This window comes from Polynucleobacter sp. 71A-WALBACH (genome assembly GCF_018882365.1).
Classification (GTDB): Bacteria; Pseudomonadota; Gammaproteobacteria; order Burkholderiales; family Burkholderiaceae; genus Polynucleobacter.
In genome coordinates, this window is sequence record NZ_JACVOP010000003.1 from 1 (window position 1) to 13,990 (window position 13,990).

The window sequence follows — 13,990 nt, forward strand, 5'->3', positions numbered from 1 at the left end:
ACTCTCAAGCCAAGCTCAATGCAGTGGCAAGACAACTCAATGAACGACCTAGAAAAACACTAAACTATCAAACACCGGCAGAACGTTTTGCCCAATCTGTTGCATCGACGGGTTGAAATCAAGGTCGGTAGCTGTCACTCATTTTTAAAAGATCTTTTTTGTAAATACTGGCTGGTGCAGCTATATAAATGGAAGGGTTTTAGCCCACCCCCCATGCCTTAATGCCAGAGAACTAAATCACAGGTATTTCTTGCATTTAATCTCAATGAGGTAACTTTTAGATGATTGCCGTCATGAGCTTGATGTTGTCCATACGTTGTCTGTGGGCCAGAAAGTAAAAAAGCCTTCGGAGCGATTAACTCTGAAGGCTTTTACTTATTTGGCTCCTCGACCTGGGCTCGAACCAGGGACCTACGGATTAACAGTCACTTTCTTGACTCCTGAGCGCTCATTCTTACACGGATTTACGCAGATTGACAACGATTAATTTCTGAACTGGTCAGAAGAATTTTTAAGGGGAAGGTGGCCCTGGCCAAATTAAATTTAGTTAACCAATATTTGACAGGGGCTTACATTCTTAGATCACGATTCATCTAGAGGCATCAACATTGGTCAAGGACAGATAGTACTAAATATCAATCCAAGGTGTAATGTTTGGATATATCGCGTACCGCCCCCTTGTCGGCTGAGGTAGCAAAGAATGCATAAGCCTTTAACGCTGATGAAATCTTGCGGGGGCGTTGATTTTTAGGTTTCCAACCCAATTTATCTTGCTCGCCCCGTCGTTTTTCTAATTCATCATCGTTTACCAATAGATTGATGGTGCGATTGGGTATGTCAATCCGAATGCGATCACCATTACGTACTAGACCAATGGCACCACCGGCAGCGGCTTCAGGGGAGCAATGGCCAATAGATAGGCCCGATGTCCCTCCGGAGAAGCGGCCATCAGTTAGTAATGCACATGTCTTGCCTAGACCTTTCGATTTGATATAGCTTGTGGGATAGAGCATTTCTTGCATCCCGGGACCGCCCTTCGGTCCTTCATAGCGAACTACAACAACATCTCCGGCGATAACCTTGTCTTTTAAGATATTTTCTACTGCCTCTTCTTGGGATTCGACGACATGGGCCGAACCTTCAAAAACTAGCAAGCTGTCGTCGACCCCTGCCGTTTTAACAACGCAACCATCAAGCGCAATATTGCCGCGAAGAACAGCTAAACCACCTTGCTTGCTGTATGCATTTTCGAGGGAGCGAATACAACCCTCGGTACGATCTAAATCTAGATTAGGCCAACGAGTATGTTGGCTAAATGCCACCTGTGAAGGAACCCCTCCAGGACCCGCCATGTAAAAAGTTTTAACTTTATCACTTGGGTTGCGCGCAATATCCCATTGGTCTAAAGCATCTTTTAGGGTTCTGGTGTGCACGGTGGGGACATCGGCGTGAAGTTTTCCTGCACGATCAAGCTCACCCAAGATGGCCATGATGCCGCCAGCGCGATGCACATCTTCAATGTGATATTTATTGGTGTTTGGAGCAACTTTACATAGTTGCGGAATAGTTTTTGATATGCGATCAATATCAGCCAAGGTGAAATTAATTTCACCTTCTTGAGCTATTGCAAGTAAATGCAGAATCGTATTGGTCGAGCCTCCCATTGCAATATCTAAGGCGATCGCATTTTCAAAAGCCTTTACGCCCATTGAGCGCGGTAATATGGATGCATCATCCTGCTCGTAATATTGCTTGGCTAATGCAACAATACGATGACCTGCTTGTTTAAATAATTGCTCTCGATCAGCATGAGTAGCCACTACCGTTCCGTTTCCTGGCAATGAAAGCCCTAGTGCTTCAGTTAGGCAGTTCATCGAATTTGCGGTAAACATACCCGAGCAGGAACCACAAGTTGGACAAGCAGAGCGCTCTGCTTCGGCTAGATCTGCATCAGATACGTTGGAATCAGCAGCCATCACCATCGCGTCAATTAAGTCGAGCTTTACCATTTCAATGGTTTGGGTTTTGGGGTTGGTTAAGGTGGCTTTGCCAGCCTCCATTGGGCCGCCCGATACAAAAATTACGGGAATATTAAGGCGCATTGCCGCCATTAACATTCCAGGCGTAATTTTGTCGCAATTAGAGATGCAGACAAGCGCATCTGCGCAATGAGCATTCACCATGTATTCAACGCTATCGGCAATTAAGTCACGGCTTGGCAGGCTATAGAGCATGCCATCATGCCCCATTGCTATGCCATCATCTACTGCGATGGTATTAAATTCTTTTGCAACCCCGCCAGCAGCTTCGATTTCACGAGCAACCAATTGACCTAGATCTTTCAAGTGCACGTGACCAGGGACGAACTGAGTAAATGAATTGGCTATGGCAATAATTGGCTTATCGAAATCGCCATCCTTCATTCCGGTAGCGCGCCAGAGTGAGCGGGCTCCAGCCATATTTCGGCCATGTGTAGTAGTGCGTGAGCGATATGCAGGCATTTGATTTAATAAAAATTAAAGGTTTATAGGAAAATTCTAAGAGAGTGTGGAGGTTTTAAATTTTGGTGGCACGTCTAAAAAGCGCATTAGCCCCTGCCGACAAAGGGCATGTTCGTCGCCATGATGGTCATGGAGAGGATATTGCTCTCAAGCGGCAGTTGTGCCATGTGCAACACAGCTTCTCCTACATGATCTACATCCATACGCGGTTCGACCTTGATAGATTGATCGGCTTGCAGGATTCCAGCGGCCATACGTTCTGTCATTTCTGTCGCGGCGTTGCCAATGTCAATTTGACCGCAAGCGATATTGAAAGGGCGCCCATCGAGTGCAATAGTTTTAGTTAGGCCGCTAATGGCGTGTTTAGTGGCTGTGTAGGGCGCAGACATTGGCCTGGGGGCATGAGCGGAGATAGAGCCATTGTTAATAATTCTGCCGCCTTGGGGGGATTGTGCTTTCATCATGCGGATCGCTTCTTGCGAACATAGAAAAGCGCCACATAAATTTGCATTCACTACATCCATCCATTGTTGATACGTCAAATCTTCCATGGGAATAGCTGGGGCGCCGATGCCGGCATTGTTAAAAAGAACATCAATGCGACCAAATTTATCTTTGATGGTGGCAAACAGTTTTTTAACTTGGTCAGGGTTTCCGACATCGCAAGATAGAGCTAAGCAGTCTTCTGACGAACCGCCAATATCGGTGATTGCCTTTTGTAGCTTTTCTAGATTACGTCCAGTCAGTACCACCTTGTAATCACCATGTAATAAGGCTTTGGCAGCTGCTCTGCCAATTCCTACGCCTGCTCCGGTAACTAGTGCGACTTTAGTATTTGCTTGATTCATGTTGGTCTTTCTAAATTTTGTCTCAAATAAATTTTATATTGTTAAAGCAAAAGCTATGACAAACCTAAGTTAATGAATACCTTATGTGTGATGTAAATTTACTCGGCTTCATTTTGGTAATGGTAAAGCAGTTTTGTAGCGAACTTGTTTTAGCGCAAAGCTTGAGCGAATCTTCTCAATGCCGGATATGGGTGTGAGTTGCTCTAGAATAAATTTTTCCAAGGTGCCCATGTCAGCAACCGCTACACGAATGAGATAGTCACTATCTCCAGTCATGAGGTAGCACTCCATAACTTCATCATGCTCCGAGATGCGTTTCTCAAATTCTGCTAACGCTTCTTTGGATTGCTCTTTTAAGCTAATTGAAATAAAGACATTGAGACCAAGACCTAGAACCTTGGGGTCGGCTAGTGCAACATAGTTTCTGATAACCCCTTTGTCTTTCAGTGCTTTGACGCGCATAAGGCAGGGCGACGGGGATAAATGCACACGTTTTGCCAACTCTACATTGCTGTGGGAGCTGTCATTTTGTAGTTCATTTAATATTCTGATATCTATGGTATCTAATTTCATATAATTCCTTAAAAAGTTAATTTATCAGCATTTTATGCTGAAAATAAACAATTTGTACCAATAATTAGCATCCTATTTTGACTGGAATATTTCAAAATATCTCCCATATTCACTTTTGTTATTTGTTGGGGGGGCTTTGGCTATAGAAGTTGTTGTTCCCGATATTGGGGACTATCAAAACATTCCTGTGATTGAGGTCTTGGTGCAGATTGGTGACCAGATTGAAAAAGAGCAAGCCATTTTGACGTTAGAGTCGGACAAGGCAACAATGGATGTGCCTTCTTCTCATGCTGGTATTGTCAAAGAGATTAAGGTAAAGATTGGTGACCTGATTTCCCAAGGCGCCCCCGCTATCGTTCTTGAAGAATCTACTTCAATAGCCGTTGAAAGCAATGAGTTGCTAAGAATTGAGCTAAGCGCTATAGAGGCAATCAATAAAGCCAAAGCAACTGAAGTGTTGAGTACTCCTCCCGAGTTAGCTCAGGAGGTAAAGTCAAATTCAAATGATGACGCTAAAAATAGAGGGTCTTGGGCCAGTCCTTCAGCTAGAAAATTTGCCCGTGAGTTTGGTGCTGATATTAATAATATTTCAGGTAGCGGTCTCAATGGTCGAGTGACTAAAGAGGATATTCAGAAATTCATTAAAGACATTATGTCTTCTACTGGAAAAACTCCTGAAGCTCATAGGGCAGGGGTTTCAGGCCTAGACTTACTCCCTTGGCCTAAGGTAGATTTCACAAGGTTTGGAGAGGTTGAGTGTCAATCAAGAACTCGTATTCAGAAGGTTTCCGCCGCAAATCTGGCTCGCAATTGGGTCATGATTCCGGCGGTCACTTATCACGATGATGCAGATATTACTGATCTTGAGGCATTCCGAATTCAGCTTAATCAAGAATCTAAAAAAGATGGCGTAAAACTTACGTTATTAGCCTTTTTAATTAAGTCCGTTGTTTCTGCATTAAAAAAATACCCCACATTCAATGCATCTCTTGATGGTGATGATCTCATTCTGAAGAAATATTTTCATATTGGATTTGCTGCGGATACAGAGAATGGCTTGGTCGTGCCGGTGGTTCGTGACGTGGATCAAAAAGGAGTTTTGGAAATTGCGCAGGAGACTGCTTCCCTAGCTAAGCTAGCTCGCGAAGGAAGGTTGAAGCCTGACCAAATGCAGGGGGCAAGCTTTACGATTTCTTCATTGGGCGGCATTGGTGGCACATACTGTGCGCCGATTATAAATGCCCCTGAGGTGGCTATTTTGGCCGTAAATAAGTCCGTTATAAAACCGGTCTGGGACGGGGCCCAGATTGTTCCTCGCCTCATTTGTCCGCTATCCATGACCGCGGATCATCGCGTGATTGATGGCGCCTTAGCAACTCACTTCACTACATACCTCACTCAGCTGTTGACTGATTTTCGCAAGGTAGTTTTATAAAACTAGAACAGAGATAGCTTTCCGGAATATTTATGAATGCACCAAATATTAAAAAACATTTAAACCTTGAACACATTGATGCGGATCCCGCAGAAACAGCGGAGTGGAACGAGGCGTTTATGGATCTTCTCGCATCTGGTGATAGCGAGCGAGCTAAATTTATTTTGGATAATTTGCTTAAGTTAGCGAATAAGAACCAGGTAAATTGGGTTCCAGATTTAGTAACGCCCTATATCAACACCATTCCAGTTGACGAGCAACCTGAATTTCCTGGCGATTTGGCAACAGAAGAAAAGTTGGCCTCACTCATGCGTTGGAATGCCCTGGCGATGGTGGCTAAAGCTAATGAAGCATATGGTGAGTTGGGTGGTCATATTGCCAGCTACGCAAGTGCTGCTGATTTATTTGAAGTGGGTTTCAATCATTTTTTTCGCGCTAGAAGTGAGGGCGGGGATTCCAAGGATCGCGGTGATTTAGTGTTCTTCCAGCCCCATAGCGCCCCGGGAGTTTATGCCCGTGCGTATTTGGAAGGAAGGTTGACTGAGAATGATCTTGCCCACTATAGGCGAGAAATCACTGCGCCTGAATCTGGAGCAAAGGGCTTATCTAGTTATCCCCATCCTTGGTTGATGCCCGATTTTTGGCAATTCCCAACAGGCTCAATGGGGATCGGCCCGATTAGTTCGATTTATCACGCGCGCTTTATGCGCTACCTCACAGATCGCAAATTATTGGACTGTACCATCAGAAAAGTATGGGGCGTGTTTGGTGATGGCGAGATGGATGAGCCAGAAAGCATGAGTGCATTGACTTTGGCATCACGTGAAAAGCTCGATAACTTGGTTTGGGTGGTTAATTGCAACTTGCAACGTTTGGATGGGCCTGTGCGTGGCAACGGAAGGATTATTGATGAGCTTGAAAAGCTCTTTCGGGGCTCAGGTTGGAATGTGATTAAGTTAGTTTGGGGTAGTGATTGGGATGGTTTGTTCGCAAGAGACACTACCGGGGCCTTGGTTAAAGCGTTTGCGCAAACTGTTGATGGACAAATGCAAACCTTTGCCGCAAAGGATGGCAGTTTTAATCGTAAAAACTTCTTTGGCCAAAATGAAGGGCTCGCCCGTTTAGCGCAAGGTATGACGGACGAACAGATTGACCGACTCAAACGAGGCGGTCATGATCTCGTCAAAATTTATGCCGCCTATCATGCCGCCGCAAACCATGTGGGTCAGCCCACGGTAATCCTGGCGCATACCAAAAAAGGGTATGGCATGGGTAATGCTGGTCAGGGAAAGATGACCACTCATAGTCAGAAGAAGTTAGATGATGAAGCTTTAATAGAGTATCGCAATCGTTTTAATTTACCGTTAACCGATGAGCAGGCAACTAACCTCACCTTCTTTAGACCCGAGGAGGATAGTCATGAGTTGCAATATCTCAAGGAGCGGCGTATCAAGTTGGGCGGTCAATTACCTAAACGGTATTCGACTTGCGACAAAGTCAGCGTTCCACACATCAGCTCATATGCAGCATTTGCCATTAAAGCTGAAGAAAAAGAGATGTCGACCACGATGGCTTTTGTACGCATGCTCGGTAATCTACTGAAAGATAAGGAGCTTGGCTCCAAAGTGGTTCCGATTGTTGCCGATGAAGCGCGCACCTTTGGTATGGCTAATTTATTTAAGCAGATTGGAATTTACTCGAGCGTTGGCCAGCACTATGAGCCTGAGGATATTGGCTCCGTCTTAAGCTATCGCGAAGCTTTGGACGGGCAAATATTAGAGGAGGGTATTAGTGAGGCCGGTGCCATTGCGAGTTGGACGGCGGCCGCTACGAGTTATAGCGTGCATGGTGTCGCAATGCTGCCTTTTTACATTTACTACTCAATGTTTGGTTTCCAGAGAATTGGTGATGCGATTTGGGCGGCGGCAGATCAGCGGGCCCGAGGATTTTTGCTGGGAGCAACCTCTGGAAGAACAACCTTAGGTGGCGAAGGTCTACAGCATCAGGATGGCAGTAGCCAGTTGGTTGCAGCAACAATTCCTAACTGTAAGGCCTATGACCCAGCATTTGCGGGTGAGTTGGCGGTCATTGTGGATCAAGGCATGCGCGACATGTTGGTAGATCAAAAAGACTTGTTCTACTACATCACACTCATGAATGAAAACTATGCGCAGCCTGATTTACCAGAAAATGCTGCGAAGGGGGTAATACGGGGATGCTACAAGCTAAAAACTATTAAGGCTAAAAATGGCGCCAGCAAGTCATGTGTGACCTTATTGGGCTCTGGAGCCATCATGACGGAAGTATTAAAGGCGGCTGATGAATTAGCTAACGCTGGTGTTAATGTGGACATCTTTAGTGTGACCAGTTGGAGTGAGTTATCAAGGGATGGCAAAACTAAGGAGCAGGCAAGATTTGCTGGAAATAAGGGCATTGGGAAGCCATTTATTACCCAAGTGCTTGAGCAAAGCAGGGGTCCGATTATTGCTGCGACCGATTATGTACATGCCCTGCCAGAAAGTATTCGTGCTTATATTCCGGGGGGTAGGGATTACGTTACTCTCGGTACTGATGGTTTTGGCAGGAGTGATACTCGCGCTGCGTTACGTGAGTATTTCGGAGTCAATGCAGATAGTATTAGCAAGGTAGCAAAGGGGTCTTTGAAAAAATACTCTTAAAATAATTTTTTGAAGACTGCGAATTTATTACCATTAAAACAACTGGAGATTTTTAGATGTCCCTTATTCAGAAGCTTAAAGCGCGCGCGGTAAATAATAACCCTGTGCGTGTAGGCATTATTGGTGCCGGTAAATTTGGTTCAATGTATCTATCGCAAGCGCCACGAACTGCGGGAATTCATTTGGTTGCAGTTGCGGATCTTTCTCCTGATCGTGCAAAAGAATCACTTGCTCGCGTTGGTTGGGATGCGCCTCGTTACAGTGCAACCTCATTTCAAGATGCCATTAAGTCAGGCGCTACTTTTGTAACGGACGATGCGGAGAAGATGATTTCCAGTGAGCACATTGATATCGTGATCGATGCGACCGGTAGCCCAGCTGCTGGTATTCGCCATGCTTTACTCTGTTTTGATCACCATAAACACATCATTATGGTGAATGTTGAAGCTGATGTGTTGGCGGGGCCTCTGCTTGCGCGTAAGGCGGCAGAAGCTGGCGTGATTTATTCCATGGCTTCTGGTGATCAACCTGCTCTGATTGCAGAGTTGGTTGATTGGGCGCGAACTATCGGGCTGGAAGTCGTTTGTGCGGGTAAAGGTACAAAGTATTTACCCATCTACCATCAATCCACCCCCGATACCGTATGGGGACACTATGGTTTTTCAAAAGGGCAGGTTGCTGGTGGTGATTTTAATGCACAAATGTTCAATTCATTTTTGGATGGTACTAAGTCTGCTCTCGAGATGGCTGCTGTATCCAATGCTTGTGATTTAACTCCGCCAAGCAAGGGCTTAGCGTTTCCTCCATGTGGAGTGGATGACTTGCCTCATATCTTTCGCCCGATTTCGGAAGGTGGGATTCTGAATCAAAAAGGAACGGTTGAAGTGGTGTCTTCTGTAGAGAGAGATGGTCGTCCTGTATTTAGGGATTTGCGTTGGGGCGTATTCGCTGTTTTCGAGGCCCCCAGTCAATATGTAATTGATTGTTTTTCTCAGTACGGTTTAAAAACTGACAGCACCGGTAAATACGCAGCGATGTATAAGCCTTATCACTTAATTGGGTTGGAGCTTGGTATTTCCGTTGCAAGTATTGCGGTTCGCGGCGAAGCTACTGGGGCAACTGGCGAGTGGAGAGGTGATGTCGTTGCTACTGCTAAGCGGACGTTAAAGGCGGGAGAGAAATTAGATGGTGAGGGCGGCTTTACGGTTTACGGAAAGCTCATGACAGCTGTGGATTCATTAAAGCTGGGCGCCTTACCAATTGGCTTGGCTCACAATATGGTTCTGAAAAATGACATTCCTGTGGGTAGTCCAGTTTGCTGGACTGATGTGGATTACGATGCCACCAAGCAAGCTATCGCATTCCGTCGGGAAATGGAGAGGGCATTTAGTTAGTGAGGCTTTTCTCGTCATGGGGCTAGCGTTATCTCCAGGTTAAAAAAGATTTTTATTTTTTTGTTGGCTGCACCATCTGTAAGAGTTGTTTTGATAAAAATGGTTTGTATTAAAAATTTATTAGGAGGCATTATGAAAATTCGTCATCATATTTATGCGGCAGCAGTCGCGACAATCTTAGCTTCGGGTGCTTATGCGGCTGATATTAAGGTTGGTGTCATTGGTCCCTTTACTGGCGGCTCATCACCTATGGGTGTTAGTAACCGCGGTGGCATACGCTTGGCAGTTAAAGAGATTAACGCCGCAGGCGGTATCAATGGCAATAAGATCGTGTTGGTTGAGCGTGATGATGAAGCTAAGAATGAGCGTGGTGTACAGATCTCGCAAGAATTTATTAATAATGAAAAGGTATCCGCTACCTTAGGATTTATTAATACTGGAGTAGTTTTAGCTTCTTCTCGCTTCTATCAGGATGCCAAAATTCCAGTTATTACTATGGCCTCTGGCTCTGTGATTACCAAGCAATTTCCCAATGCGCCTGAAAATTATATTTATCGAATCTCTGCCGCTGATAGCATTCAAGCGCCATTAATTGCAAAAGAAGCAGTTGAAAAGCGTGGATTTAAGAAGGTTGCGATCTTGGCAGATTCTACAAACTATGGCCAGCTAGGTCGAGAAGATATGGAAAAGGCTCTCAAGAGCTATGGTGTTACTCCAGTTATTTCAGAGAAATTTAATATTGGCGATGTCGATATGACCTCTCAAATCTTGTCCGCCAAGAATGCTGGCGCTGAAGTGATTTTGACTTACGCAATTGGACCTGAGTTAGCGCAAATTGCTAACGGTATGGCGAAGCTGGGTTGGAAAAAGCCGATGATTGGTAGCTGGACACTTTCCCTATCTAACTTTATCGATACTGCCGGAAAAAACGGTAACGGTGCTATGATGCCTCAAACTTTTATTCAATTAGGCAATACGCCAAAGCGCAAAGCATTTATTGACTCCTATTTAGCTGAGTACAAGCCTAAGAATGGTTTGATTCCTTCGGCTGTTTCTGCTGCCCAAGGCTATGACTCTGTTTACTTACTGGCTGCCGCAATCAAACAAGCAAACAGCACAGAGGGGCCGAAGATCTTAGCGGCATTGAACGGCTTGAATGCGCCAGTTGAGGGTGTAATTACAACTTACGTTAAACCATACACACCTACTGATCATGAAGCAATTAAGGCTAAAAATGTCGTAATGGGTGTTGTTGAAAATGGACGCGTTGAGTATCTGAATGCGGAGGATGCAAATCTAAGCACTTCTAAGAAGAAGTAATTTTTAATCATCGATTAATGCTTTAACTTCAAGGACGCCGCTCTTAAAAGCGGCGTCCTGCTTTGTGCTTCACATTTATTAAAAGACTATGTCCTTAAAATATATTAATGCGAATGGTATTCGGTTTGCGTACCATGAACAAGGCCAAGGGCCTTTAGTGGTAATGCTTCATGGCTTTCCTGATATTGCTAGCACCTGGAGTCACCAAGTTCCTGAGCTTGTTACACAAGGGTATCGTGTGGTAACGCCTTATTTACGCGGTTACTCGCCTACTGAAATTCCAGTTGGCGGGTTTTATGATAAGGCTACTCTAGTAGAAGATATCAAAACTTTAATCAAGGAACTCTCTGGGGATGAGCCCGCTTATCTTGTTGGACAGGATTGGGGTGCAATTATTGCTTATGCCGTATTGGCCGCTTATCCTGAGTTGATTTCTCGCGCGATTGTTATGGCTGTGCCACACCCAGGTCAAGTGACTGAAAGCTTGGTAAATCCAAAACACATTCATCGCTCATTTCATTGGTGGTTTTTTCAATTACCGGACCTGCCAGAGAAGGCTATCTTGGCAAATAATCAGGCGTTCATTGATTATCTTTGGAATTATTGGACGGTTCCAAGCCATCAAGATAAAAAGCATATTGAAGCGGTTAAACAGACCTTGGAAAAACCTGGGGTCCTATCGGCTACCCTGGCTTACTATCGCGCCATGTTTGATCCAAGCAAAGCCGATCCTGCGCTGACGTTGGTGAGAGAGAAGATGGCTCGCTCAATTGATGTGCCGACACTTGCGCTTTGTGGAAGGGAGGATTTGCGAGCCGAATTAATGTTGGAGCAGTCGCAATACTTCAATAATGAGTACGAGTTTCAGTTAATCGATAACGCAGGGCACTTTTTGCATCGAGAGCAGGCTGAAGTAGTAACCAAGTTGATTATTGATTGGCTTAAAAAATAAATTTTCTAATATCAATGGGTTTGGTCGGATTTGGTAACCAAATCAAGAGTAGAAATTGTGCAATTTAGATGAAAGGTGTTGGAGAAAGTTGAGATTGGAAAATTTATTCAGCAGGAACTTCAGCTTTATGACATATCCATTCTTTAAACAATTTAATTTTTTGATTGTTTTTTGAATTCGATCGATAAGATAAAAAATGAGTCCTATCGATGGTTGGTTCGAAGATGCCTTGACCAAGCTCTACTAGCTCTCCGCGGGATAGCTCTCTTTCGGCGAAACGTACGCTTTCAAGTACCGCGCCAATACCATCTACTGCGGCTGATACTGAGAGGGCTGCACGATCAAATGCCATCTTGCGACTGGAAGGATTTTTTAATCCGTGAGTTTCAAACCACTTTTCCCAAGTATGGTTATTCAGAGAGGATTCAATAAGAGTTAATTTACTCATTAACTCTTGCACGGAAAGGTTGGGATCAATTAATTGAGGCGAGCATAAGGGAGCAATTTTTTCTTCACCCAGTGAGATTGAGTGAATTCCCGGGCCCTCATGTCGAGATTGATAAGAGATCGCCATATCAATTTCTTGATTGCGTAACAAATCAATTGGCTCTGTACCGGAGGTAAGGCGAATAGCGATGTCCGAATTTTCTTTAATGAATTCCGGTAGTCTCGGGCTTAACCACTTGGCTGCAAAACTAGGGGAACAATGCAGAGCGAGTACTTGTGAGTTTGGTGCAAGCGCAACTTCATTGCAAGCTGCTTCAATTACGTCGAATACCCTTGAAAGTGAGTCGAGCAAGCGGCGCCCTACTGCTGTCGGCTCTACTTTGCGGTTCTTGCGAAAAAAAAGCGGTTTTCCAAAGTAGTCTTCCAACTCACGAATTTGATGACTAATCGCTGATTGAGTGAGGTGTAGTTCTTTCGCGGCCAAGGTAAAGCTTTCAAGGCGAGCGGCAACCTCGAAGGCGCGTAATAGGACAAAATTTGGAATTTTTCTCATGTAAACATAATATACATGAATGTTGTTCATCTTCCCATGAATATTTATCGTTTGTCAAAGCCTGTCTAAAAGCTCATGATTACGGGGTTCTGGCCGTATTTGAAGTATTCAAATCGCCAAAAAATAACTTAATACCGTATGAGGAGATAAAAATGACGGAAGTGATGGATAGAGAGCGTAAATTGGATCTGGGGGGAAGGGAATCGATTTATCAGCCAGAAGACAAGAGTCTAGCTTTTCCTTATCTGCCTAAATTCAAAAGCTTTGCTGAAGAGCGTCAATATCGCAAAGAGCGATTGGTTGCGGCTTGCCGTGCATTTGCTTTGGAAAAGTTTGATTATGGTTTTGCGGGGCACTTAACCGTTCGTGATCCTGAGCATCCACATTTATATTGGACAAATCCAATGGCAGTTCATTTTGATCAAGTTAAGGTATCAAACTTACTATTGGCTGATCATGAGGGGAATGTTTTGGAAGGTAAGCATGCATTAAATCGCGCTGGTTTTGTTTTACATGCTGCAGTTCACGAAAAGCACCCAGATATTGTTGCAATGTGCCATGCCCATACGGTTTATGGGACAGCATTTGCGGCACTTGGAAAACCATTGGATCCAATTTCTCAAGATGCGGCTGCATTTTACGAAGACCACATGGTCCTGGCAGAACAGGCGGGACAGGTAGCTGTAGAAGATAAAGCAGGTTATAACGTGGCTGGTTCCTTGAAAAAAGTGAAGGCGATTATTCATCGCAATCATGGTCTTTTAACGGTAAGTCGTCACAGTATTGAAGCGGCTGCGTTCTGGTTCATTGCTTTGGAGCGTTGCTGTAAGCAGCAAATGATGGTTGAGGCAACAGGAATTAAACCTAACCTACTCACCCCCGAGGTAGCGCGCTATAGCCGTGAACACGTGGGCAGTGAATATATTGGCTGGCTACATTTCCAGCCGATCTGGGGTTATCTTAAAGAAAATCAGCCAGATATGTTTGCTTAAATTCCTGTCTGTCAGTATGAAAAAATCCTAGAAAACACTAGGATTTTTTCATATCAAGGCATAGTGCATGACAAAGTCAAATTTCTTCTAACAAGATAAATTTTTATTGTTTAAATATCGAAAGATTTATGTATTTGGCGCAGGATTCGTAGGTGACTATCTGGTAGCATGTTGACGCGCGCTCAAAAAGTTGTAACTCTAATCGTAAGACCCGAACGGGCAAAAGCTATTAATGCATTTGACCTTGATATGCGCTGCAAGTTTCTTTGAGGGATGTTTCGGGATTTGTTCCAGTCA

At 44.4% G+C, this 13,990-nt stretch carries 10 protein-coding genes and 1 pseudogene; 7 read left to right on the forward strand and 4 right to left on the reverse strand.

All coding sequences use genetic code 11. From position 1 onward, the window contains the following. Positions 1 to 116, forward strand: a pseudogene (locus tag ICN42_RS09290) (IS30 family transposase); the annotation flags it as partial. Between the two features lie 519 nt (positions 117 to 635). Here ICN42_RS09290 and ilvD read toward each other — a convergent pair. The 3 genes from ilvD to ICN42_RS09305 form a co-directional block, all read right to left on the reverse strand. Continuing rightward, positions 636 to 2,501, reverse strand: a complete 1,866-nt coding sequence (gene ilvD / locus ICN42_RS09295) for a dihydroxy-acid dehydratase (protein ID WP_216253760.1) — start codon at positions 2,499 to 2,501, stop codon at positions 636 to 638. Between the two features lie 86 nt (positions 2,502 to 2,587). Beyond that, complete coding sequence (locus ICN42_RS09300) at positions 2,588 to 3,349, reverse strand: SDR family oxidoreductase (protein WP_216253763.1); 762 nt, start codon at positions 3,347 to 3,349, stop codon at positions 2,588 to 2,590. Positions 3,350 to 3,457: 108 nt separating this feature from the next. After that, complete coding sequence (locus ICN42_RS09305; RefSeq protein ID WP_216253765.1) at positions 3,458 to 3,922, reverse strand: Lrp/AsnC family transcriptional regulator; 465 nt, start codon at positions 3,920 to 3,922, stop codon at positions 3,458 to 3,460. Between the two features lie 88 nt (positions 3,923 to 4,010). On the opposite strand from ICN42_RS09305, the gene ICN42_RS09310 reads away from it, so the two are divergent. From ICN42_RS09310 to ICN42_RS09330, 5 genes are all read left to right on the forward strand, one after another. After that, the gene (locus tag ICN42_RS09310) at positions 4,011 to 5,357 is read left to right on the forward strand and encodes a 2-oxo acid dehydrogenase subunit E2 (RefSeq protein ID WP_216254508.1); all 1,347 of its coding nucleotides are present in this window, start codon (positions 4,011 to 4,013) and stop codon (positions 5,355 to 5,357) included. A gap of 32 nt (positions 5,358 to 5,389) precedes the next feature. Then, positions 5,390 to 8,035, forward strand: a complete 2,646-nt coding sequence (gene mdeB / locus ICN42_RS09315) for an alpha-ketoglutarate dehydrogenase (protein WP_216253770.1) — start codon at positions 5,390 to 5,392, stop codon at positions 8,033 to 8,035. A gap of 56 nt (positions 8,036 to 8,091) precedes the next feature. Continuing rightward, positions 8,092 to 9,429 (forward strand): NAD(P)H-dependent oxidoreductase, encoded by a 1,338-nt coding sequence (locus ICN42_RS09320; RefSeq protein WP_216253773.1) that lies wholly within the window; start codon positions 8,092 to 8,094, stop codon positions 9,427 to 9,429. A 132-nt stretch (positions 9,430 to 9,561) separates the two neighbouring features. After that, entirely contained in the window at positions 9,562 to 10,749 is a 1,188-nt protein-coding gene (locus ICN42_RS09325; protein WP_216253776.1) for an ABC transporter substrate-binding protein, read from the forward strand. A gap of 88 nt (positions 10,750 to 10,837) precedes the next feature. Next, positions 10,838 to 11,701: an alpha/beta fold hydrolase gene (locus ICN42_RS09330; protein ID WP_216253780.1), complete on the forward strand. Its 864-nt coding sequence runs from the start codon at positions 10,838 to 10,840 to the stop codon at positions 11,699 to 11,701. Positions 11,702 to 11,804: 103 nt separating this feature from the next. Here the strand turns inward: ICN42_RS09330 and ICN42_RS09335 are convergent, their stop codons facing one another. Beyond that, complete coding sequence (locus tag ICN42_RS09335) at positions 11,805 to 12,701, reverse strand: LysR substrate-binding domain-containing protein (RefSeq protein ID WP_255539344.1); 897 nt, start codon at positions 12,699 to 12,701, stop codon at positions 11,805 to 11,807. A 152-nt stretch (positions 12,702 to 12,853) separates the two neighbouring features. Between ICN42_RS09335 and ICN42_RS09340 the strand changes: the two genes are divergently transcribed. Further along, positions 12,854 to 13,693 carry a class II aldolase/adducin family protein gene (locus ICN42_RS09340; RefSeq protein WP_216253786.1) on the forward strand — a complete coding sequence of 280 codons (840 nt, stop codon included), beginning with the start codon at positions 12,854 to 12,856 and terminating at the stop codon, positions 13,691 to 13,693. Positions 13,694 to 13,990 lie beyond the last annotated feature (297 nt).

What these genes read in the sequence shown, in the direction of transcription:
- ilvD (WP_216253760.1), bottom strand. Translation starts at nt 2,501, where the DNA reads ATGCCTGCATATCGCTCACGCACTACTACACATGGCCGAAATATGGCT.
- ICN42_RS09340 (WP_216253786.1), top strand. Translation starts at nt 12,854, where the DNA reads ATGACGGAAGTGATGGATAGAGAGCGTAAATTGGATCTGGGGGGAAGG.
- ICN42_RS09300 (WP_216253763.1), bottom strand. Translation starts at nt 3,349, where the DNA reads ATGAATCAAGCAAATACTAAAGTCGCACTAGTTACCGGAGCAGGCGTA.
- ICN42_RS09335 (WP_255539344.1), bottom strand. Translation starts at nt 12,701, where the DNA reads ATGAGAAAAATTCCAAATTTTGTCCTATTACGCGCCTTCGAGGTTGCC.
- ICN42_RS09325 (WP_216253776.1), top strand. Translation starts at nt 9,562, where the DNA reads ATGAAAATTCGTCATCATATTTATGCGGCAGCAGTCGCGACAATCTTA.
- ICN42_RS09330 (WP_216253780.1), top strand. Translation starts at nt 10,838, where the DNA reads ATGTCCTTAAAATATATTAATGCGAATGGTATTCGGTTTGCGTACCAT.
- mdeB (WP_216253770.1), top strand. Translation starts at nt 5,390, where the DNA reads ATGAATGCACCAAATATTAAAAAACATTTAAACCTTGAACACATTGAT.
- ICN42_RS09320 (WP_216253773.1), top strand. Translation starts at nt 8,092, where the DNA reads ATGTCCCTTATTCAGAAGCTTAAAGCGCGCGCGGTAAATAATAACCCT.
- ICN42_RS09305 (WP_216253765.1), bottom strand. Translation starts at nt 3,922, where the DNA reads ATGAAATTAGATACCATAGATATCAGAATATTAAATGAACTACAAAAT.